Raw genomic sequence first — 22121 nt, forward strand, 5'->3', positions numbered from 1 at the left:
CAGCCGGCCATCATGACACGGCCTTGCGGAGCGGGGTCACCTTGAGGTGATCCTGGTGGTCGCCAATGGCTTTTGCGATGAAACGTGCGGTGATGGGGGTGCCGTCATAGTGCACGATCGGCACGAGGCGGACGGGGTCGATGCCGTTCTCGTTGACGATGAGCTGCCGAAGCTGGCTGTCGCGGTTCTGCTCGACCACGTAGACGAAGTCGTGCTCGGCAAGGAAGCTCGCCACGCTCGAGTGGAACGGAAAGGCGCGGATGCGCAGGCGATCGAGCTGGTGCCCGCGCGCTTCCAACAAGCCGATCGCCTCGTCCATGGCCGGCGAGGTCGAGCCGAAATAGATCACGCCATATTTGGTCGGCCGTTCCGCATTGGCCTGCAGCGGTCGCGGCACGAGGTCTTGCGCGGTCTCGAACTTGCGCACGAGGCGTTGCATGTTGTCGGCATAAACGGTGCCTTCCTCGGAATAGCGCGCATAGCGGTCGCGAGAGGTGCCACGGGTAAAATACGAGCCTTTGGTCGGGTGCGTGCCGGGATAGGTGCGGTAGGGGATGCCGTCGCCGTCGACGTCGAGATAGCGGCCGAAATCGCGGCCTTCCTCCAGCATCTCCGCCGTCATCACCTTGCCGCGGTCATATTGCTTGGCATCGTCCCATTTCAGCGGGCGGCAGAGCCGGTGGTTCATGCCGATGTCGAGATCGAGCATCAGGAAGATCGTGGTCTGCAGCCGCTCGGCGAGATCGAAGGCGGCCGCCGCGAACTCGAACGCCTCGGCCGGGTCTTCCGGGAACAGCAGCACATGCTTGGTGTCGCCATGCGAAGCATAGGCGCAGGCGATGATGTCGCATTGCTGGGTGCGGGTCGGCATGCCCGTGGACGGGCCGGCGCGCTGGATGTTCATGATCACGGCCGGAATCTCGGCGAAGTAGGAGAGGCCGATGAACTCGGTCATCAGCGAGATGCCGGGCCCTGAGGTCGCGGTGAAGGCGCGGGCGCCGTTCCAGGAGGCGCCGATGACGATGCCGATCGAAGCCAACTCGTCCTCGCCCTGCACGATCGCGTATTTGGCCTTGCCGGTTTCAGGATCGTGCCGGTACTTCTTGCAATGCGCGGTGAAGGCCTCCGCCACGGAGGACGATGGCGTGATCGGATACCAGGCGCAGACGGTCGCGCCGCCATAGACGGCGCCGAGCGCGGCGGCGCTGTTGCCCTCGATGAAGATGCGGTCGCCGACCTTGTCGGACTTCTTGATGCGTAAGCCCAGCGGGCATTTCAGGTTTTGCAGCGCCCAGTCGCGCCCGAGATGCAGCGCATGGACGTTGGAGGACAAGAGCTTCTCCTTGCCCTTGTACTGCTCGCCGATCAGCTGCTCGATCAGCTTCGGATCCATCTCGAGCAGCGCGGACAGCGCGCCGAGATAGATGATGTTCTTGAACAGCTGGCGCTGGCGCGGATCGGTATAGGTCGAGTTGGTGATCGCGGTCAGCGGCACGCCGATCACGGTGATGTCGTCGCGGAATTTGGTCGACGGCATCGGCTTGGTGGAATCGTAGAACAGATAGCCGCCGGGCTCGATGCCGGCGACGTCCTTGTCCCAGGTCTGCGGGTTCATCGCCACCATCATGTCGACGCCGCCGCGGGCGCCGAGATGGCCGGCTTCCGTGACGCGCACCTCGTACCAGGTCGGCAGGCCCTGGATGTTGGAGGGGAAGATGTTCCGCGGCGACACCGGTACGCCATGGCGCAGGATCGCGCGGGCGAACATCTCGTTGGCGCTGGCCGAGCCCGAGCCGTTGACGTTGGCGAAACGGACGACGAAGTCGTTTACGCTGCTGATCGGCTTTTTGTCGGACATGTCGAACCTGCGTGAGTCATCTCGATGAAGTATTTCTGCATGTCCCAGGCCCCGGTTGGACACCGCTCGGCGCACAACCCGCAATGCAGGCAGACGTCCTCGTCCTTGACCATCACGCGGCCGGTCTTGAGAGCGGAGGACACGTAGAGGTCCTGGTCCTGATGCGGCGAGGGCGCCTTCAGGCGATGGCGCAGATCGTCTTCCTCGCCGTTGGCGGTGAACGTGATGCAGTCCATCGGGCAGATGTCGGCGCAGGCATCGCACTCGATGCAGAGCGAGGTCGAGAACACCGTCTGGACGTCGCAGTTCAGGCAGCGATGCGCCTCGCCGAGCGCGAGCTTGACGTCGTAGCCGAGCTCGACCTCGGTGCGGATGTCCTTCAGCGCGACGACCTTGTCGCGATGCGGCACCTTGAAGCGCTTATCGATGGAGATGTCGTTGTCGTAGCTCCATTCGTGGATGCCCATCTTCTGCGATGAGACGTTCACCTCCGGCAGCGGCCGCTCGGTGATGTCCTCGCCCGAGAGCAGCTTGTGGATCGACAGCGCGGCGTCGTGGCCCTGCGCCACCGCCCAGATGATGTTCTTCGGCCCGAACGCGGCATCGCCGCCGAAGAACACCTTTGGGTTGGTCGAGACGAAGGTTTTCGGATCGACCTGCGGCATATGCCATTTGTCGAACTCGATGCCGCAATCCGGCTCGATCCAGGGAAAGGCGTTCTCCTGGCCCACCGCGACCAGCACGTCGTCGCAGGGGATGGTCTGATCGGGATCGCCCGAAGGCACCAGATTGCGGCGACCTTTTGCGTCGTATTCGGCCTTGACGTGTTGGAAGGTGACGCCGATCAGCTTGCCTGCGACATGCTTGAATTCCACCGGCACCATGTAGTTGAGGATCGGGATGTCCTCGTGGATGGCGTCCTCCTTCTCCCAGGGCGAGGCCTTCATCTCCTCGAAGCCGGAGCGCACGATCACCTTGACGTCCTCGCCGCCGAGGCGGCGCGCGGTGCGGCAGCAATCCATCGCGGTGTTGCCGCCGCCGAGCACGATCACGCGTTTGCCGATCTTGTCGGTGTGACCGAACGACACGGAGGAGAGCCAGTCGATGCCGATATGGATGTTGGCGGCGGCCTCCTTCCGCCCGGGAATGTCGAGCTCGCGGCCGCGCGGCGCGCCGGAGCCGACGAAGATCGCGTCATATTTTTCCGCGAGCAGCGCCTTCATGCTCTCGATGCGGTGACCGCCTTTGAACTCGACGCCGAGACCCAGGATATAGCCGGTCTCCTCGTCGATCACGGAATTGGGCAGGCGGAATTTCGGGATCTGCGTCCGCATCATGCCGCCGGCTTCAGGATCACTGTCGAACACGGTGCAGTGATAGCCGAGCGGCGCGAGGTCGCGGGCCACCGTCAGCGAGGCCGGACCGCCGCCGACGAACGCGACACGCTTGCCGTTCTTCGCAACAGGGTGCGGCAGGCGCTGCTTGATGTCGTCCTTGAAGTCGGCAGCGACGCGCTTGAGGCGGCAGATCGCCACCGGCGTTTCCTCGACGCGTCCGCGCCGGCACGCCGGTTCGCATGGACGATCGCACGTGCGTCCCAGGATTCCGGGAAACACGTTCGACTTCCAATTGATCATATAGGCGTCGCTATAGCGGCCTTGTGCGATCAGTCGGATGTATTCGGGAACGGGGGTGTGCGCAGGACAGGCCCACTGGCAATCGACCACTTTGTGAAAGTAGTCGGGGGCCGCGATATCGGTCGGTTTCATTCCTACCATGTCCGCACAGGCTCAAAGACCCGGCGGCCTTTTCTCGAGCTTGTCGAACGCTTAACGCGTCGCAATCTGGTTTCTGAATGACGTCATTGGGTTAGCTTATTAGAACCGCTCCGGAGTACAACGGCAAATTTTCGCGATCACCTGCTTTCATGGGAGCTCCGCGCAGACAGCATTAACGGCCGCGCGCAGTCATGCGGCGGTGCAGCATCACGCGGTGCTCTATCTCCGTCGCTGCGAGGTGCATCCGCGAAAAGATCTGGCGGGCAGCGTAGCGATCGTCCGACTTCAGCCGCGCACCATATCGCTCTTCGCGAGGCCCCACATGTGCGCATAGGTGCCGAGGGAGACGGGCAGCGGGAAGGGCGCGTCAGCGCGCGGCCTTCGACGCGAGATCGGCGATCGACTTCATGACCGCGTCCCGCACGCCGGCATCATAGAGCGAATGCCCGGCGCCTTCTACGATCCTGACCTCGGAACCCGGCCAAACCTGCGCAAGCCGCGCGGATGTCTCAGGGGGACACAACAAATCGTAGCGGCCCTGCACGATGATGCCGGGAATGCCGGCGAGCTTGTCTGCATTCCGCAGCAGCTGGTCTTCGCTCATGAAGGAGCTGTGGGCGAAATAATGCGCCTCCATGAACGGCGTCGCGGGCAGCGTACGCCAGACGTTGAGCGAGGCGAGGTCGATGCGGGTCTTGGTCGCCTTGTGTTCCGACAGGGCGCGCTCGGTGTCGTGCCAGGCGCGCGAGGCCGGCCCATGCACGGCGGGATCGGCATCGAGGATGCGGCGATAATAGGCTTCCACCGGATGCGCGCGCTCCTCCGGCGTCAGCACGCTCAGGAAATCCTCGTGCAGCGCCGGATAGAACTGCGCCAGGCGCGAGGTGAAGGCGATCTCGACCTCCGCCTGCGTGCCGAGGAACGTTGCGCGCAGCGCAATGCCACAGACGCGCGCGGGATGGGCCTGCGCATAAGCCAGCGCCAGCGTCGCGCCCCAGGAGCCGCCGACCACCATCCAGCGGTCAAGACCGAATTTCTCGCGAATCTTCTCCATGTCGGCGATCAGATGCGCCGTGGTGTTGTGCTCGCGCGATCCCTTCGGCCGGCTGCGGCCGCAGCCGCGCTGATCGAACAGCACGGCGTGCATGCGTTCGGGATCGAACAGCCGGCGGTGATCGGGCTGGCAGCCGCTGCCGGGGCCGCCATGCAGGTAGATCGCGGCGATGCCGTCAGCGCGGCCGACGCTCTCGACATAGAGCTCGTGGCCGTCGCCGACATCGAGCATGTCCGATGTCAGCGGCGCAAAGGGATCGGCACGTCTCGCGGATGCAGCCGCGTCCGCGTCAGGCACCATTCTCGTCTTCCAGAGTGCCGCCGGCGAAGTTGCGATAGAGGAAGCGGTTGGTCTCGCCCTCGGCCTCCCGCTCGGCCTGCTTGAAGATGGTCTCGTGCAAGGGCGACAGCGCGCAGGCCGGGTCGGTGTTGGCGGCATCGCCTGTCAGCGCAAAGGCCTGGCAGCGGCAGCCGCCGAAATCGATCTCGCGGAACTCGCAGCTCCTGCACGGCTCCTTCATCCAGCCGCTGCCGCGATAGCGGTTGAAGGCCTCGGAGTTCCGCCAGATCCAGGCGATCGAATGGTTGGAGCGCACCGATTCGAAGTCGAGCCCGGTGATGCTCTCGGCGGCGTGGCAGGGCAGCACCTTGCCGGCCGGCGAGATGTTGAAGAACTGCCGGCCCCAGCCGCCCATGCACTTCTTCGGCCGCAGCGCGTAGTAATCAGGGACGACGTAGTCGATCGCCAGCGTGCCTTTGAGCCGCTCGCGGGCCTCCTCGACGGTGCGGGTGCATTGCTCGAGCTGCGCGACCGTCGGCATCAGCGCGGCGCGGTTCTTCAACGCCCAGCCGTAATATTGCACATTGGCGACCTCGAGCCGGTCGGCGTCGAGATCGACCGACATCTCGATGATCTCAGGCAGCTGATGCAAATTCTGCCGGTGCATCACCGCATTCACCGTCAGCGGCAGATCCAGCTCGCGCGTCCATTTCGCGACTTCGAGCTTCTTGCGGTGGCCGCCCTTGTAGCCGGCAACGCGGTCGGCGAGGCCCTCTTCGATGCCCTGGAAAGAGATCTGCACATGGCAGAGCCCGGCGTCGGCGAGATCGCTGAGCCGCTCGCGCGTCAGCAGCACGGCCGAGGTAATGAGGTTGGTGTACAGGCCGACATCGCTGGCATGCTTGACCAGCTCGACGAGGTCCTTGCGCGCCGTCGGCTCGCCGCCGGAGAAATGCACCTGGAGCACGCCGATCTCGGCGAGCTCGCTCAGCACCTTCTTCCATTCCTCGGTGGTCAGCTCGTTGCCCGAGCGGTCGAGCTCGAGCGGGTTGGAGCAATAGGGGCATTGCAGCGGGCAGCGGTGCGTGATCTCCAGCAGCACCGCGAGCGGAATGCCGAAGGTCTCGGCCGTCGAGCGGCTCTTCTCCAGCACCGCGAGACTGTCGCCGGTATCAAGCGGGATGGTCGGGAGCACATCGCTCATGGCGTCTTCTCCCTGACTTCGGTGAGGAAGCCCTTGTCCGCGAGATCCTGGAGCATGACGATGACGTCGGCCAGGATCGCCTCTCGGGGGGCGGCGTATTTCGCCGCCAGCTGATCGGATACCTCCCCGACACTGCGCCTGCCGTCGCAGAGCTGCAAGACCTCGACCGCGATTTCATCAGGCGCCAGCACGCGTTCCGGCGCCAGGATCACCCAGACTTGTCGCGTCTCGTCATATTTGAGCTTGGCGTGCCGCGGCAGCACGGGGCGGCTTGCCTCGCTGACGCTGATGTTCCGCGGCCGGGCCATGCTCTTATTCCTCAGCTCGCCTTCTCAGTTTTCTTTGGGCACGAACGCGCCCGGCGGAATGTTGCCTTCGACATAGGCGTGCTGGAGCGCATCGAGCTGCACCCACAACACGTTGGTCTTGAAGATCAGCGCGTTGCAGACCTGCGCGCGCTGCTCCGGCGTCGTGGCATGCGTCTTGACATAGTCGAGCGCGAAACCGGCATCGCGCGGCGCCTGCGTGAGGCGGCGCTTGAAGTAGCTCATGATGTCGGGATTGACGAAGTCGTAATGCTCCAGCATGCCCGAGATGCGTTCCTCGTGCAGGTTTGGCGCGAACAGCTCGGTCAGCGAGGAGGCGATCGCCTCCAGTGGGCTCTTCTCGCGGCAGTAGTGCACATAGGCCTCCACCGCAAAGCGCGTCGCCGGCAGAATGCCTTCGGTCGATTCCACATAGGCCGTGTCGAGGCCGAGACCTTCGGTCAGCTTCAGCCAGCGCTCGATGCCGCCTTCAGAGCCGACATCCCCGTCATGATCCTCGATGCGGTGGCGCCATTCCAGCCGCGTGGCGCGGTCGCGGAAGCGCGAGATCACCACCGCGTCCTTGATCGGGATGGTGCTCTGGTAATAGTAGCGGTTCAGCGCCCAGGCCTGCACCTGGCCCTTGTTCAGCTTGCCGCCGTGCAGCAGCTTATGGAACGGATGCAGGCTGTGATAGCGCGTGGCGCCGATGTGACGCAGCGTCGCCTCCAGTTCCTCGGCGGTCGTGAGCCGGATGTCCTTGCCGACAGAGAGCGCAGTGATTCCAGTCATGTTCATTTCAGGCTTGGACGCGGCAGTCACAGCACGATCTCCGTTCCGTCGGCGGGTATCTGCCATCCCGCCGCCTCGGCCGTCTTGCGTTCAGGCGTACCGGGCAGCAGCGCCGGGTTCGAGTTATTGATATGCAGGAACATCTTCCTGTCGAGTGAGAGATCGGCCAGCCGCGCGATCGCGCCATCGGCGCCGGACATCGCGACATGGCCCATGCTCTTGCCCGTCTTGTGGCCGAGCCCGGCCTTGATCATCTCGTCGTCCTGCCAGACCGTGCCGTCGAAGAACACCAGTGCGGCGCCGTCGATCTCGGCCTTCAGCGCATCGGTGACCTCGGCGCAGGCGGCGATGAAATAGAAGCACTTGCCGGTCGATTTGTCGGTGATCTTCAGGCCCAGCGTGTCGCCGTCGCCGCTCTCGCCGCCGGGATGCGTTTTGCCTTCGAGATACCAGGCCGATTTGCCCGGCACGGCGAAGGCGAGCACTTCAAGGCCCGAGCGCGCGCCGTCCGGGAATTTCGGTTCGAACGGCTCGCAAATGCCGATCGGCTGGCGCTTGACGCTCTTCTCGTTCAGCACGTTGAAGATGCTGTTGCTGGCCAGGATCGCCAGAACCTTGTCATGCGCATAAACAGTGAAGGGCGAGCCCTCGCGCATCGACAGCAGGCCCGCGACCGCATCGACTTCGCTGTTGGTCAGGATCACGCCGGCAACGGGCGTATGGCGCAGCGCGCCCGCCTTGGGATGCAGTTGCGGCGTGGCATTCAATTGCTGGCGGAGATCGGGAGAGGCGTTGATCAGGAACCAGTGCTCGCCGTCACCGCTGAAGGCGACCGAGGCCTGGGTTCGATAAAGCTCATGGCCATTGGCACGGGCCGCCCGGCAACCGTCGCAACCGCAATTCCATTGCGGAACACCGCCGCCGGCGCCGGCGCCCAGGACGACGACGCGAAGCATGATCCGTCTCCTGGGGCAAATTCGCGAAGGGGATCTCAGACCGACACGGTTTCCATCGTCGGGAAACCGCTCGCGACCGAAAAACCCATGCGCAGAACGCTTAACTCGCCGACCGCTTACTTACGGGTGGCGCTCACATACATGTTGATTTCCATGCCGCAGGGCACTTCGACGATTTTGGGGGCTTTCCAGGCCATTTTGGTTCTCCATTTCTGCGAACTCGGACGTGTCCGACCATGGGTAAACTAATGCGGGCGAAAAAGTTCGCCAGAGAAATCTTCCCGAGAAACGCCATGTTGCGACGCGAAAAATGACACTGGGAACATTACTTCCGGGGATGCGGCCTCGCGCTTGGCACATTCGGTCGCGAACCCTGTCCTGATAAAGCAGTTGTGAGTGCAGTGCAGCTTTCAATCCGATACAGGCGCCTTTAGCTGGATCTCGTGATGCCCAAATATTTCTTCAACACCCGTATCGGCGACGAACTGATCGTGGATCCCGACGGCGAGGATCTGCGCAACCCGGATCGCGCCTGGGAGGTCGCCCGCCAGATGATCCTGGAGGTCGTGAAGTCCGAGGGCGCGCAGCCGGCCCTGCTCGAGGCGGTCATCGAGGTCACCGACGATGACGGCGAGATCGTTCTGGAATTTCCCTTCAGCGAGGCGCTGCTGGACATGCCGGGCGAGTCCGCGACGCGGCATTAGAGGGGCCGCCGCTCCCTCCCGTCATTGCCAGGAGCGGAGCGACGAAGCAGTCCAGACTGCCTCCGCGGCGACAGCCTTGATTGCTTCGCTTCGCTCGCAATGACGGTTTCCCTGCGAAATCCGCATGGCTTTGCCGCGTTCCCGGCGCTAAAAGACGCCGGTTACACGGAGCATGTCATGCAAGATCTCTGGCGCCTCTCGGCAGCCGACCTCGCGAATCTCGTCAAATCCAGGAAGGTGTCGGCCCGGGAGGCGGCCAAGGCCGGCCTCGACCGCCTGGACGCGGTCAACCCCCAGCTCAACGCCGTCATCGACCACCGGCCCGAGGACGTGATCAAGCAGGCCGACGCCGTGGATGCCGCCATTGCCAGGGGGGAAGACCCCGGCGTGCTCGCCGGCGTGCCCGTGACCATCAAGGCCAATGTCGACCAGGCGGGCTTTGCCACCACCAACGGCCTCAAGCTGCAGAGCGACTTGATCGCCCGCGAGGACAATCCCGTCGTCGCCAATTTCCGCAAATCCGGGGCTGTTCTCCTTGGCCGCACCAATTGCCCGGCCTTCTCCTATCGCTGGTTCACCACCAATCTCGTCCATGGCGACACCAAGAACCCGCGCGATGCTTCGCTGACCCCCGGCGGCTCGTCCGGCGGCGCCGGCTCGGCGGTCGCTGCCGGCATCGGTGCAATCGCCCACGGCACCGACATCGCCGGCTCGATCCGCTATCCCGCCTATGCCTGCGGCGTGCATGGCCTGCGCCCGACCTTGGGCCGCATTCCCGCATTCAACCCGGCGCTGCCGGAACGCCCGATCGGGCCGCAGCTCATGGCAGTGTCGGGCCCGCTGGCACGCACCGTGAATGACCTGCGCATTTCGCTCGCCGCGATGTCGGCGCGCGACGTGCGCGATCCCTGGTATGTGCCGGTCCCGCTGGAAGGCCCCGCGCGCGACAAGCGCGCTGCGATCTGCCTCAACCCGGACGGCCTCGCCACCACGCCTGAGGTGAAGGCGGCCGTGACCGACGCCGGCAAGCGCCTCGAGCGCGCGGGGTGGACCGTCGAGGTGATCGAGAACACCCCGCCGATGCGCGAAGCCGTGACATGGCAGCGAAAACTCTGGCTTGGCGAAGCCTATGAGGCGCAGCTTGAGATGGCCGAGCGCGAGGGCGATCCCGGCGCGCTGGCGTGTCTGCGCGGCAACCGCGCCAAGGTGACGCCGATGGACCAGGCCGACTACGCGCAGGCGCTGACCCGCCGCGCCACGCTGACCCGCGACTGGATGCTGTTCTTCGAGAAATACGCCGTCGTGCTGACGCCGGTGTCCGGCGAGCTGCCGTTCCCCGATCATCTCGACCGCAAGGACGCTCAATCCTTCGAGCGCGTCTGGGAAGCGCAGCTGCCGCAGATCGCGACCCCCTTCATGGGGCTGCCGGGCCTGGTCGTCTCGACAGGCCTCGTCGGCAAGATTCCGGTCGGCGTCCACATCGTCTCCGGCCGCTATCGCGAGGATCTCTGTCTGCTCGCCGGCGAAGCGATCGAGGCGGGCGGCGTGCCGCCGTCGCCGATCGATCCCGTGGGTTAGCCATGTCCGCGTTTTATGATTTCAAGGCCAATTCTCTTGCCGGCGACGAGGTGTCCATGCGCGCCTACGAAGGGCAGGTGCTGCTGATCGTCAACACCGCCAGCAAATGCGGCTTCACGCCGCAATATCGGGCCTTGGAGGATCTGCATCGCGATCTCTCGCCGCGCGGCTTCGCGGTGCTCGGCTTTCCCTGCAACCAGTTCGGCGCGCAGGAGCCGGGGCAGGCCGACGAGATCCAGGCGTTCTGCTCCACGAACTACGACGTCACCTTTCCGCTGTTCGAAAAGATCGACGTCAACGGCGCACGGGCGCACCCCCTGTATGAGTACCTGAAACGCCAGCAATCCGGACTCCTCGGCGCTTCCATCAAATGGAATTTCACCAAATTCCTGGTGGATCGTGCCGGCCACGTGACTGCGCGCTACGCGCCGACCGCGCGGCCGGAAGGATTGCGGCAGAAGATCGAGACCCTGTTATGAGCGAGACATCAATGAGCGACGAATTTCCCGACCGTCTTTCGGTCGATCCCAACAGCCCCTACTACAACGCCGACATCCTGTCGCGCGACGTCGGTATCCGCTTCAAGGGCATCGAGAAGACCAACGTGGAAGAGTACTGCATCAGCGAAGGCTGGGTCCGCGTCACCGCCGGCAACGCCAAGGACCGCTACGGCAATCCGCTGACCATCAAGGTGCATGGGCCCGTGGAGCCGTATTTCAGGGATAAGAAGTAAGCGTCGCGCACTCTCCTCGTCATTGCGACGGGCGCTCTCTGTCCTCGTCATTGCGAGGAGCCCCACTCCCTCTCCCCGTCATTGCGAGCGAAGCGAAGCAATCCGGACTATTTCCGCGGATACACTCTGGATAGCTTCGCTACGCTCGCAATGACGAAAGTGAAAGGCCGTCCCCATGTCCGTCCGCATCGTCGACATCCGCGAGATCACCAAACCGATCTCGTCCCCAATCCGCAACGCCTATATCGACTTCACCAAGATGACGACGAGCCTCGTTGCCGTCGTCACCGACGCGGTAGCGGACGGCAGGCGCGTCGTCGGCTACGGCTTCAACTCCAACGGCCGCTACGGGCAGGGCGGCCTGATCCGCGAGCGCTTTGCGTCGCGCATCACGGAGGCCGATCCGAAGTCGCTGCTGAATGCATCGGCTGACAATCTCGACCCTGACAAGGTCTGGGCCGCGATGATGACCAACGAGAAGCCGGGCGGCCATGGCGAGCGCTCGGTCGCGGTCGGCACCATCGACATGGCGGTGTGGGATGCGGTGGCGAAGATCGCGGGCAAGCCGCTGTTTCGTCTGCTCGCCGAGCGCCATGGTGTGAAGGCCAATCCGCGCGTCTTCGTTTACGCCGCCGGCGGCTATTATTATCCCGGCAAGGATCTCGCGATGCTGCGAGCTGAGATGCGCGGCTATCTCGATCGCGGCTACAACGTCGTGAAGATGAAGATCGGCGGCGCCGATATCGACGAGGACCGCAAGCGCATCGAGGCGGTGCTGAAGGAGATCGGCAAGGACGCGCAGCTCGCCGTCGACGCCAACGGTCGCTTCAATCTCGAGACCGGTATCGCCTACGCAAAAATGCTGCGCGATTATCCGCTGTTCTGGTACGAGGAAGCAGGCGATCCTCTCGATTACGCGTTGCAAGCCGCGCTCGCCGAATTCTATCCCGGTCCGATGGCGACCGGCGAGAATCTCTTCAGCCACCAGGACGCCCGCAATTTGATCCGCTACGGCGGCATGCGCCCGGATCGCGACTGGCTGCAATTCGACTGCGCGCTGTCCTACGGCCTGTGCGAGTATCAGCGCACGCTGGAAGTCTTGAAGACCTACGGCTGGTCCCCCAGCCGCTGCATCCCGCACGGCGGCCACCAGATGTCGCTCAACATCGCAGCCGGCTTGGGGCTCGGCGGCAATGAAAGCTACCCCGACCTGTTCCAGCCCTATGGCGGCTTCCCCGACGGCGTCCGCGTCGAAAACGGCCACATCACCATGCCTGAGCTCCCGGGCATCGGCTTCGAAGGCAAGTCCGAACTCTACAGGGAGATGCAGGCGCTGGCGGAGTAGGCCGACACGCTGCCGCATACTCGGTCATTGCGCGCGAAGCGAAGCAACCCGGAGTCTTTCAGCAGAGGCAGTCTGGAGTGCTTCGCTGCGCTCGCAATGACGGCGGGCGTGAAGAGTGAGTCCGCCCGCCCCCCTACGACAACCGCATATCCAGCAACCGTCGTCCTTCGCCCCGCAGCAGCTTCTTCACCGCGCTCGACGCCACGACTTCGCCGTCATTGGCGTAGGCTTCGTGGTTCTTCTCGATGTCGTCGAGGCGGTAGAGATAGTTCACCATGACGCCGGCGGATTCGCGCAGGCCCTTCGGCGAGAGGTCGCCGAGCCAGTTGATGCGCTCGAGCCGCGCGCCGTTGCCGAGGTGGAAGCGGGCGACGGAATCGATCAGGCGGCCTTTCGACGTCCGCGCCTTCAGGAAATAATAGGCGGCGAGCGGCTCGATGACGGCGCGCAGCTGCGTCGTCGTCTCCGGATTCTCGTACCATTTGGGATCGTCGAGCCGCTTGAGGATCTCGCGGTCCTCGTCCGAGAGCGGCAGGTCCTTGTCCTGCTTCAGCCATGACATGAAGCCCGGCACCGGCGACAGCGTCACGAAACTGTCGAGCTTGGGCAATTCGCGGCGCAGCTCCTCGACCACCTGCTTGATCAGGAAGCTGCCGAACGAGATGCCGCCCAGGCCGCGTTGGGTGTTGGAGATCGAATAGAACACGGCGGTGCGCGCTTTCTCGATCGGAAGATACTGTCGATCGACGGCCAGCAGCGGCGCGATCGCGCCGGGAATCGTCTCGGTCAGCGCGACCTCGACGAAGATCAGGGGTTCGTCGACCATCGCGGGATGGAAGAAGGCGTAGCAGCGGCGGTCGACCGGATCGATGCGACGGCGCAGATCGTCCCAGTCCCTGATTTCATGCACGGCTTCGTAGCGGATGATCTTTTCGAGGATGTTGGCCGGGGTCGACCAGTCAATCCGGCGCAGCACGAGAAACCCCCTGTTGAACCACGAAGAGAGAAGATGCGAGACGTCGCGATCGAGCGCGGCGAGGTGGGTGTGTCCGTTCATCATGCCGAGCAGATCGGCACGCATGGCGACGAGGTCGCCGGTCCCGCCAGGCGCGCGGTTGAGACGCCGGATAAGCTCCTGCCGCCGCGGTTCCGAGGCGAAGTGCAGCGAGCTCGCATCCTCGTCATCAGGTTGAGTGCGCCACCTTTCGATCGCCTTCGACAGCCGCTCCCGATCGGGACCGAAATCGCGCAGCAGGCCTTCGAAGAAGGCGCGGCGTCCTGCCGCATCCAGCTGCCGGTAGATGTCGAGCACCTCGCGCGCCATGGCGGTGCCGGAAGCTTCGCCCCGGCCCGACAGCAGCGCACCGCAGAGCGCGATCAGTCCATCGGCGTCCTGCCGGGTATCGGCTGAATTCCCCCGGCGCAGCAGGGTGCGGCCGCGCTCGGAGATCGTGGCGAGCAGGTCGGAGAAGAAGGCATTGGCCATCTGGGCTTTCGAATCCGGGTTTGTGCGGTGCGGAAGCTTACATCGGATTTAGGCGGAAGCCGATCACAATCAAGCGGTGGGATGCGGCATCTTTAGTCGGGCCGTGCATTTCCGAGACTGCCGCTGTGCCGGGCTGGGGGCAGTTGCCTCACAACGCCATTGCGAGCGAAGCGAACCAATCCAGAGTCCCTTGGCCGGACAGTCTGTATTGCTTGGTGGCATCAGCGCAAAATTGCTGCCAATTTTGTCGCGAGCTCCTCGCTGACAGGGACGCGGGCGCGTTCGCCTCAATCCTTCCCCGCAAACTCCGTCGGCGTCCGACCCGTCACCTGCCGGAAGGCGGCCGAGAACGCCGGCACGCTGGCATAGCCGAGTTGCGTCGCGAGCTGCTTCATCGAGACATTCGCATCCGTGGATATCCGCCGGATCGCCGCGGCAATCCTTGCTCGCTGGCACCAGCTCTTGAAGCTGAGCTGCGTCTCGCTCGAGAACAGCCGGGACAGCGTGCGCGCGGAGGTGCCGACCTCGCGCGCCAGCGTGTCGATGTCGTGCAGGCCGGTTGGATCGTCGAGCACGATCATCGCCGCGCGCCGGCAGCGCGGCTCGTGCGGCAGCGGCACGAAGGTCGCGGAATCCTCGGCCTGGTGCAATTCCAGCATCGCCAGGCGCACCAGCAGCTCGGTGCGCTCCTCGGTGTTGCGCGCGTCGAACAGCGCGAGGATCGCCTGATTGAGCAGCGGCGACACCCGCACCACGAATTCTTTGGTCAGCCCCTCGTAGCGCTGCTCGCGCTTGAGCCAGGCGAGGTCGAAATACAGCGTGCGCATCTCGATGTCGGCGAGCAGGTCGATGGCATGTTCGAGCCCGGCCGGCACCCAGACCGCGCGGTCCGGCGGCACCAGCCAGCGTCCTCCTGGCGTCGTCACCTGCATCGTGCCCTTCGCCGCATAGATCAGCTGCGACTCGCGGTGCATGTGCGGATCGATCCGCATGCCCTTCGGATAATCGCGCGCGACCAGGTGCACGCCCGCGGTGGAGCGATGATTACCCTGGACCTCCCGGAGGATTGGCGTTTCGACGACAGTCATTGGCAGCATTCCGTCATGCCCATGACATATAACTCCTTTCGGAGCAGGAGAGAATTCCGAATGAACAGCCCCGCCAGGGTCATCAGTTTCGTCAACGCAGGCCATTTCATCGACCATTATTCGATGCTGATCTTCGCCGCCGCCGTGATCATCATGGGGCCGGCGCTGGGCATGGCCTATTCGGAACTGCTTCCCTACGCGACCCCCGGTTTCATCGCCTTTGGCGCCGGCTCGCTGTTGACGGGCTGGCTCGGCGACCGCTGGAGCCGCCGCCACATGATGCTGATCTTCTTCATCGGCATCGGCGCCGCCATGATCTCGGTCGGCTTCGTGCAGACCCCGCTGCAGCTCGGCGGCGCGCTGCTTGCGATCGGCGTGTTCGCCTCGATCTATCACCCTGTCGGCACGGCGATGATCGTGTCCTATGCCGAGAGGCTCGGCCGCGAGATGGGCATCAACGGCGTCTGGGGCAATCTCGGCGTGGCCTCGTCCGCCCTGGTCACCGGCGTGATCGGCCAATATCTCGGCTGGCGCTCTGCCTTCATCATCCCCGGCATCGTCACCATCCTGATCGGCCTCGCCTTCGCGATGATGGTGGTGCACGAGGACCGCAAGGGCAGCAAGCAGGCGGCGGCGCAGGCGCGGGTGGCAAAACAGGACATGTGGCGCGTGGTGCTGTCGCTGCTCATCGTCGTGATCGCGATCTCCACCACGTTCAATGCCGTCACCGTCGCGCTGCCAAAGCTGTTCGCCGAGCGGCTCGCGGACCTGACCAGGAGCCCCGCGTGGCTCGGGGTCATCGCCGCCTGCGTCTACGTGTTCGGCGCGATGACGCAGTACACGATCGGCCGGCTGCTCGACCGTTACTCATTGAAGACGGTGGCGCTGCCGCTGTCCTTCATGCTGGCGCCGTTCCTGTATCTGGCCGCGAGCCTGTCGAATCTGCCGCTGATCCTGGTCTCGATCGGCATCGTCATGGGCGCGTTCGGCCAGGTCACGGTCAACGATGCCATGGTCGGCAAATACACCAGCGAGGAATGGCGCTCGCGCGCCTACGCGGTGCGCTATTTCATCGGCTTCACCGCGGCGGGCGCTTCGGTCGGCCTCGTCGCCTGGCTCTACGGGCAGGGCGGCTTCGTCACCATGCTGCACGCCTTCGCCGGCCTCTGCCTGCTCGCGATCGCGGCGGCGATCATCCTGCCGCGCGAGATCGAGGCGCCCGCTGCGGCGTGAGGGAAGGGCTAGGCGACTTCCCGCATCGCCTCCTGCGGCGCGGCCAGGCATGATCTGACGCAGGCCCGTGCGAGAAGGTCGGTCGGGTCCAGCAATGCCGCGCCGATATCGCTGTCCGGCGTGGCGAGGGCCAGGGGGATTTCGGTGCAGGCCATGGCGACGTGCGAGCAGCCCCTGGCCGCGAGCGCCTCTGCTTCCCGGCCCAGAATGCCGGCCGCTTCGTCCGTGTGTCCCGCCTTCACCAGTCGGATCGCGCGCATGACCTCGGCTTGCGCCTTCGCGCCAGGCACCACACAGGCATAACCGCGTTCGGCCAGGCGCTGCTGGTAGATTCCGGCGTGCACCGTGCCGTCGGTCGCAAGCAGGCCGATGGTCGGGTTGCTCGCCTGCTGCGCAGCGAGCCCGTCGGCAACGGCGTCGACGATGTGGATGATCGGCACCGGCGTCTCGCCCTGCAGCGCGCCGTGCCAATGGTGGGCGGTGTTGCAGGGGATGGCGATCCGGGTCGCGCCGGACAGCTCGAGCCGGCGCAAGGCATTCAGCATGGCGGGAAGCGGATCCGGGCCCCGGCCGAGAATGGCGGCGGTTCGGTCGGGCACATCGGTTGCCGCGCACACCACCATCCGGATGTGGTCCTGGTCGCAGGATGCGGGGGTGTTCCTGACGATCTTGCCCATGAAATCCACGGTCGCCATCGGGCCCATGCCGCCCAGAATACCAAGCATCGAAGTCTCCTTGTTGGAGCCACGATGCATGCTTGCTTCAGGCAAATCCAATGCCTGTTCAGAACGGCATATGCGGCCTCTACATAGTTTCGGGGCTGGCCGCCTGCGCGGCGCTCCAGACCTTCTCCACGATCGGCCGCGTCCTCCGCGCGCTGCGATAGAGCCGGACTTCCAACGGAATCTCGGGGCCGACAATGGTGAGGGTGCCCTCGTCCAGCTCCCGGGCGACCAGGCTGCGCGGCAGCCACGCCAGGCCATAGCCCTCCAGCGCCATGAATTTCAGCCCCTCCGCCATGGCGTTCTCGTTGGTATGCGTCACGTGCGCGGGCGGCGAGCCGGCCTGGGCCTGCGCGAAGGTGGCGACCCGCCCCAGGAAAGAGTTCGAGGCATAGCTGAGCAGGGGAAGCGAAGCGGCATCGTCCGCCGCGGCCGCCAATCTTGCACTGCGCACGGCGACGAAACTGTCCATGCCGACGACGACATGGGGGTAGAGCTCCGGCTCCAGCAGGATCGGCACATTGGCGTGATGGAAGGTGAGCAGGAAGTCGTAGCTGCCTTCGACGAGCGCCTGCAGGCAACTGTGAAAATCGTCGGGCAGCAACCGGCTGCCGATCGGCCCGACCTCCTGCTCGATGTTCCTGAACCAGCGCGGAAAGAAATGCAGCGACAAAGTGTGCAGGGCCGCGACCGAGACCATCTGCGTGTTCGGCCGTTTGCTGGCCTGAAGCGCGAGACGGCTCGCATGCAGCATACGAACCGTTTCTTCCGCGGTCTCCAGGAATTCGCGGCCCTCGGTGGTCAGCGTGGTCGGATAGCTGCTGCGGTCGACGAGGGACACGCCGAGCCAAAGCTCCAGCGCCTGGATCCTGCGGCTGAACGCCGATTGCGTCACGTGCCGCTCATCGGCCGCGCGCGAGAAGCTGCGGGTGCGGGCGAGGCTGAGAAAATCCTCCAGCCATTTCAACTCCATCGTGCCTGCTCCGGTCAGCCTCGCTCGCCGGAAGATGCCCTGACGCGCCGGGGAAATCTATGCAAATTCGGAATAGAACTTGCCGGCATAACATTGGACGGCCCTCCGTCCCTCGGCGCATGCATCCCCTGCCGCTGTCTGCGGACAACGGAGCCGATTTGCGGGAGAAAACATGCGGACGGAACATGATCTGCTTGGCGAGCGCGAGGTGCCGCTTGAGGCCTATTACGGCGTTCACACCATGCGCGCCGTCGAGAACTTTCCGATCTCGGGCACCGCGATCTCGGCCTATCCCGAGCTGATCAATGCGCTCGCTGCCGTCAAGCAGGCGGCGGCGCTCTCCAACATGGAGCTCGGTCTGCTGGACCAGCGCCGCGGGCGGGCGATCGTGGCGGCCTGCGAGGAATTGCGGGCCGGCCGCCTCCACGACCAGTTCGTCGTTGACGTGATCCAGGGCGGCGCCGGCACCTCCACCAACATGAACGCCAATGAGGTGATCGCGAACCGGGCGTTGGAAATCCTCGGCCATGGCAGGGGCGAGTACGCCGCGCTGCATCCGAACGAGCACGTCAACATGAGCCAGAGCACCAACGACGTGTACCCCACCGCGCTGAAGATCGCGACGTCTCATGGCCTGCAGAATCTCGTGGAGGCGATGGACGTGCTGCGTCTCGCCTTCGCCGGCAAGGCCTGTTCTTTCAAGGATGTCCTGAAGATGGGCCGCACCCAGCTGCAGGATGCGGTGCCGATGACGCTGGGACAGGAGTTCAACACCTACGCCGTCATGGTCGGCGAGGATCAGGAGCGGCTGCGCGAGGCGGGGCTGCTGATCCACGAGATCAACATGGGCGCGACCGCCATCGGCACCGGCATCAACGCGCATCCCGATTATGCGCGTCTCGTCTGCCGCTATCTCAATGCGATCACCGGATTGCCGCTGGTCACCGCGCCTGATCTCGTCGAGGCGACGCAGGATTGCGGTGCGTTCGTTCAGATCTCGGGCGTGCTGAAGCGCGTCGCGGTCAAGATCTCCAAGATCTGCAACGATCTCCGGTTGCTCTCGAGCGGCCCGCGGGCCGGCTTCGGGTAGATCAATTTGCCGGCCGTCCAGGCCGGCTCCTCGATCATGCCCGGCAAGGTCAACCCCGTGATCCCTGAAGTCGTGAACCAGGTCGCCTTCGAAGTCATTGGCAACGACATCACCGTGACGATGGCCGCCGAAGCCGGCCAACTCCAGCTCAATGCGTTCGAGCCGATCATTGCGCACAGCCTGTTCAAGAGCATCAGCCATCTCAGCCAGGCCTGCCTGACACTGGAGCGGAGCTGCGTCGCGGGGATCACAGCCAACCGGGACCGGCTGCGGGCCGATGTCGAGAACTCGATCGGCCTGGTGACCGCACTCAATCCATACATCGGCTATGCCGCCGCCACGGCCGTCGCCGTGGAGGCTCATGCGTCGGGTCGCGGCGTTGCCGAGCTGGTGCGCCAGCGCGGGCTGCTCACCGAGGCCACCCTCGCGGCGATCCTGAAGCCCGAGATGCTGACGCGGCCGCAAAGTCTGGCCGCCGCGGACCAGGATGGCCGCCAGATCCAACCGTCGTGAACCAAAGCGTCCAAGGGAGGAAACAAGGAAATGACATCAAGCGCCGATAATTCACCTGCGCGGTCCAACCGTCTGACCAATGCTCTCGTGCTCAGCCTGCTGCTCGGCATCCTGGCGGGTTACGCCTGCCACGAACTGGCTCCGACGCCGGAGATGGCGAAGACCATCGCCGGCTATTTCTCTGTTGTCACCGATGTGTTCCTGCGCATGATCAAGATGATCATTGCGCCGCTCGTCTTCGCCACGATCGTGTCAGGCATCACCAGCCTCGGCTCCGAAGGCGGAGCGGTCGGCCGCATTGCCGCCAGGTCGATGGGCTGGTTCGTCTCGGCCTCGCTCGTCTCGCTCGGCCTCGGCATGGTCTTTGCGAACCTGTTCGCGCCGGGGCACGGCCTGCAGCTGCCGCTTCCCGATGCCGATGCCACCAGCACGTTGCAGACCGCCGGCTTCAATCTGAAGGACTTCATCACCCACGTCTTTCCGACCAGCATCGCCCAGGCCATGTCCGCGAACGAGATCCTGCAGATCCTGGTCTTCGCCGTGTTCTTCGGACTGGCGCTGAGCAGGCTGAAGACCAGCCATGCCGGGACCATCGCGGCGTCGATCGACGAACTGGTCCACATCATGCTGCAGATCACCAGCTTCGTGATGAAGTTCGCGCCGCTCGGCGTGTTCGCATCGATTACGGCTGTCATCACCACGCAGGGGCTCGGCGTGCTCCTGACCTACGGCAAGTTCATCGCCACCTTCTATTTCAGCCTGGCGGTGCTCTGGACCGTCCTCGTCCTCGCCGGTCTGCTGGCGCTGGGCCGGCCCGTCCTTCATCTCATCGGCCTGCTGCGCCAGCCGATGCTGCTGGCCTTCTCGACGGCGAGCAGCGAGGCTGCCTATCCCAAGATGATCGAGCAATTGACCAGGTTCGGTGTCAGCGAGCGCATCTCCGGCTTCGTGCTGCCGCTGGGCTATTCTTTCAACCTCGACGGCTCGATGATGTACCAGGCGTTTGCGGCCTTGTTCATCGCCCAAGCCTACGGCATCGAGCTGGGCGTCACGCAGCAGCTCGTCATGCTGCTGGTGATGATGGTGACCAGCAAGGGCATCGCCGGCGTGCCGCGCGCCGGGCTCGTCGTCGTTGCCGCGACGCTACCGATGTTCAACCTGCCGGTGGGCGGCATGCTTCTGATCATGGGTATCGACCAGTTCCTCGACATGGGGCGGACCATGACCAACGTCATCGGCAACGGCATCGCAACGGCTGCCGTGGCGAAGTGGGAAGACGAGCGAGGTCTGGTCGAAGAGGGCACGTCGGAGACCGTCGTGCCTGGCGTCGCCGCGGTTGGTGCAGCGGGGGGATAAAGGCGTTGGTCCGCCCCCTCGGGAAATTCTGCGCGTGATCGAAGGGCCCCGGGAGAGACCCCGGGGCCTTTGGGCTTGGCGGCGGCTTTCGGCGACTTGCTTTTCGCCGGGCAACTTGCCTGGATGTGCGGCACGGCAGTTCGTCTGTCAGCCCCCGGGCCCGTCCTTCATGATGTAGCCCATCAGGTCGTCCACGTTGTGCTCCAAGTCCCGGATGATGTTCTTGACAACGTCTCCGATCGAGATCACTCCGACGACCTTGCCCGCGTCCAGCACCGGCAGATGGCGAAAACTGCGCTGAGCCATCATTGCCATGCAGCCGTCCAGTGGATCGTCCGGCTTGACCGTCACCGGGTTGCCGGTCATCACTTGGCCCACCGGTGTCTGCTTCGCATCGAGCCCGGGCAGCAGCACTTTGATCGCGCAGTCACCCTGGGTCACGATGCCGACAAGCACGTCGTCGTCGATGACCAGCACCGACCGGACCCGGTCGTCGCGCATCTTGCGCAAAGCTTCGACGACCATGTCGCCGGAACCGACGTGGATCAGGGCGCCACCCTTCTGGGCCAGAGCGTTTTTTACGGTGCTCATCGGTCTCCTCTCGTGGGCCCCGCCTTGAATGCCCGCATGGAAGGATAGTCGAAATATCTCGTCTCGTCAGCACCGCGCCGAACGCTCGACTCGAACGATTTGTGGCCCCTGCGCGCCGCAACGCCCTAAAGGCAATAAGCGACGTCGACCCGCCTGTTCGAGCACCTCGTCGGCGCTGAGTAGAATGGATGTCGGCATCGTTAAATCCAGTTCTCGCGCCGTCTTGCGCGTAAACTGCGACAGGCCAGCCTGCTGTAAATGAAGAGCATTCCATGGGCAGCAGTGTCGACGGTTTCGCACAACACGAGATCCGACGTACGATCCGGGTCGGGAGCGGGCATCCTGATGCTGTCCGACCCTGCGGCCCCAAGGCAAGCATCAGGACGATTGGGATGACAGAGGACAGCTCAACAGCAAAGCGACAGCCAGTCGGACCCTTTTAGCTCGGGCCAAGAGCCGCCCTCCGCGAATGCAGTTGTCTTC

Annotated in this window: 20 protein-coding genes and 1 pseudogene; 8 read left to right on the forward strand and 13 right to left on the reverse strand. The window is 64.4% G+C overall.

Annotated features, from left to right (window positions below):
- Nucleotides 1-10: 10 nt before the first annotated feature.
- The 8 genes from ACVWZ4_RS19820 to pqqA form a co-directional block, all read right to left on the reverse strand.
- A complete protein-coding gene (locus ACVWZ4_RS19820; protein WP_456741004.1) occupies nucleotides 11-1858 on the reverse strand; it encodes a 2-oxoacid:acceptor oxidoreductase subunit alpha in 1848 nt (615 codons plus the stop codon).
- Nucleotides 1828-3627 carry an FAD-dependent oxidoreductase gene (locus ACVWZ4_RS19825; protein WP_456699167.1) on the reverse strand — a complete coding sequence of 600 codons (1800 nt, stop codon included), beginning with the start codon at nucleotides 3625-3627 and terminating at the stop codon, nucleotides 1828-1830. The genes ACVWZ4_RS19820 and ACVWZ4_RS19825 overlap by 31 nt, the downstream gene beginning before the upstream one ends.
- Before the next feature lie 376 nt (nucleotides 3628-4003).
- Nucleotides 4004-4990: a prolyl aminopeptidase gene (pip, locus tag ACVWZ4_RS19830; protein WP_456699166.1), complete on the reverse strand. Its 987-nt coding sequence runs from the start codon at nucleotides 4988-4990 to the stop codon at nucleotides 4004-4006.
- The gene (pqqE, locus tag ACVWZ4_RS19835) at nucleotides 4980-6173 is read right to left on the reverse strand and encodes a pyrroloquinoline quinone biosynthesis protein PqqE (protein WP_456741005.1); all 1194 of its coding nucleotides are present in this window, start codon (nucleotides 6171-6173) and stop codon (nucleotides 4980-4982) included. Before pqqE ends, pip begins: the two co-directional genes overlap by 11 nt.
- Complete coding sequence (gene pqqD / locus ACVWZ4_RS19840; protein WP_456699164.1) at nucleotides 6170-6481, reverse strand: pyrroloquinoline quinone biosynthesis peptide chaperone PqqD; 312 nt, start codon at nucleotides 6479-6481, stop codon at nucleotides 6170-6172. Before pqqD ends, pqqE begins: the two co-directional genes overlap by 4 nt.
- A gap of 24 nt (nucleotides 6482-6505) precedes the next feature.
- Nucleotides 6506-7276, reverse strand: a complete 771-nt coding sequence (gene pqqC / locus ACVWZ4_RS19845; RefSeq protein WP_456738217.1) for a pyrroloquinoline-quinone synthase PqqC — start codon at nucleotides 7274-7276, stop codon at nucleotides 6506-6508.
- A 20-nt stretch (nucleotides 7277-7296) separates the two neighbouring features.
- Nucleotides 7297-8226 (reverse strand): pyrroloquinoline quinone biosynthesis protein PqqB, encoded by a 930-nt coding sequence (gene pqqB, locus ACVWZ4_RS19850; RefSeq protein ID WP_456790311.1) that lies wholly within the window; start codon nucleotides 8224-8226, stop codon nucleotides 7297-7299.
- Nucleotides 8227-8342: 116 nt separating this feature from the next.
- Entirely contained in the window at nucleotides 8343-8423 is an 81-nt protein-coding gene (gene pqqA / locus ACVWZ4_RS19855; RefSeq protein WP_007595659.1) for a pyrroloquinoline quinone precursor peptide PqqA, read from the reverse strand.
- 249 nt (nucleotides 8424-8672) lie between these two features.
- On the opposite strand from pqqA, the gene ACVWZ4_RS19860 reads away from it, so the two are divergent.
- From ACVWZ4_RS19860 to ACVWZ4_RS19880, 5 genes are all read left to right on the forward strand, one after another.
- Nucleotides 8673-8930, forward strand: coding sequence for a DUF6894 family protein (locus tag ACVWZ4_RS19860; RefSeq protein ID WP_456699162.1), 258 nt, complete (start codon nucleotides 8673-8675; stop codon nucleotides 8928-8930).
- Between the two features lie 177 nt (nucleotides 8931-9107).
- Nucleotides 9108-10508: an amidase family protein gene (locus ACVWZ4_RS19865; RefSeq protein ID WP_456741007.1), complete on the forward strand. Its 1401-nt coding sequence runs from the start codon at nucleotides 9108-9110 to the stop codon at nucleotides 10506-10508.
- A gap of 2 nt (nucleotides 10509-10510) precedes the next feature.
- A complete protein-coding gene (locus ACVWZ4_RS19870; protein ID WP_456699160.1) occupies nucleotides 10511-10987 on the forward strand; it encodes a glutathione peroxidase in 477 nt (158 codons plus the stop codon).
- Nucleotides 10984-11241 (forward strand): DUF3297 family protein, encoded by a 258-nt coding sequence (locus tag ACVWZ4_RS19875; protein ID WP_092237479.1) that lies wholly within the window; start codon nucleotides 10984-10986, stop codon nucleotides 11239-11241. The genes ACVWZ4_RS19870 and ACVWZ4_RS19875 overlap by 4 nt, the downstream gene beginning before the upstream one ends.
- 175 nt (nucleotides 11242-11416) lie before the next feature.
- The gene (locus ACVWZ4_RS19880; RefSeq protein WP_456741008.1) at nucleotides 11417-12586 is read left to right on the forward strand and encodes a mandelate racemase/muconate lactonizing enzyme family protein; all 1170 of its coding nucleotides are present in this window, start codon (nucleotides 11417-11419) and stop codon (nucleotides 12584-12586) included.
- A 133-nt stretch (nucleotides 12587-12719) separates the two neighbouring features.
- On the opposite strand, the gene ACVWZ4_RS19885 is transcribed toward ACVWZ4_RS19880, so the two are convergent.
- Both ACVWZ4_RS19885 and ACVWZ4_RS19890 read right to left on the reverse strand, forming a co-directional pair.
- Complete coding sequence (locus ACVWZ4_RS19885) at nucleotides 12720-14072, reverse strand: malonyl-CoA decarboxylase (RefSeq protein WP_456741009.1); 1353 nt, start codon at nucleotides 14070-14072, stop codon at nucleotides 12720-12722.
- Between the two features lie 287 nt (nucleotides 14073-14359).
- Nucleotides 14360-15160, reverse strand: a complete 801-nt coding sequence (locus tag ACVWZ4_RS19890; protein WP_456741010.1) for an AraC family transcriptional regulator — start codon at nucleotides 15158-15160, stop codon at nucleotides 14360-14362.
- 60 nt (nucleotides 15161-15220) lie between these two features.
- Here ACVWZ4_RS19890 and ACVWZ4_RS19895 point away from each other — a divergent pair, with 60 nt between their 5' ends.
- A complete protein-coding gene (locus ACVWZ4_RS19895; protein ID WP_456699156.1) occupies nucleotides 15221-16393 on the forward strand; it encodes an MFS transporter in 1173 nt (390 codons plus the stop codon).
- Between the two features lie 8 nt (nucleotides 16394-16401).
- Here ACVWZ4_RS19895 and cuyB read toward each other — a convergent pair whose 3' ends face one another.
- A complete protein-coding gene (gene cuyB / locus ACVWZ4_RS19900; protein WP_456741011.1) occupies nucleotides 16402-17118 on the reverse strand; it encodes a cysteate racemase in 717 nt (238 codons plus the stop codon).
- A 79-nt stretch (nucleotides 17119-17197) separates the two neighbouring features.
- The gene (locus ACVWZ4_RS19905) at nucleotides 17198-18088 is read right to left on the reverse strand and encodes a LysR family transcriptional regulator (protein WP_456741012.1); all 891 of its coding nucleotides are present in this window, start codon (nucleotides 18086-18088) and stop codon (nucleotides 17198-17200) included.
- Between the two features lie 172 nt (nucleotides 18089-18260).
- On the opposite strand from ACVWZ4_RS19905, the pseudogene aspA reads away from it, so the two are divergent.
- Both aspA and ACVWZ4_RS19915 read left to right on the forward strand, forming a co-directional pair.
- A pseudogene (gene aspA, locus ACVWZ4_RS19910) lies at nucleotides 18261-19691 on the forward strand (aspartate ammonia-lyase).
- Nucleotides 19692-19721: 30 nt separating this feature from the next.
- A complete protein-coding gene (locus tag ACVWZ4_RS19915) occupies nucleotides 19722-21047 on the forward strand; it encodes a dicarboxylate/amino acid:cation symporter (protein WP_456790312.1) in 1326 nt (441 codons plus the stop codon).
- Nucleotides 21048-21194: 147 nt separating this feature from the next.
- On the opposite strand, the gene ACVWZ4_RS19920 is transcribed toward ACVWZ4_RS19915, so the two are convergent.
- Nucleotides 21195-21638 (reverse strand): CBS domain-containing protein, encoded by a 444-nt coding sequence (locus ACVWZ4_RS19920; protein ID WP_456736068.1) that lies wholly within the window; start codon nucleotides 21636-21638, stop codon nucleotides 21195-21197.
- Nucleotides 21639-22121 lie beyond the last annotated feature (483 nt).

The organism is Bradyrhizobium sp. USDA 4472 (genome assembly GCF_054058595.1).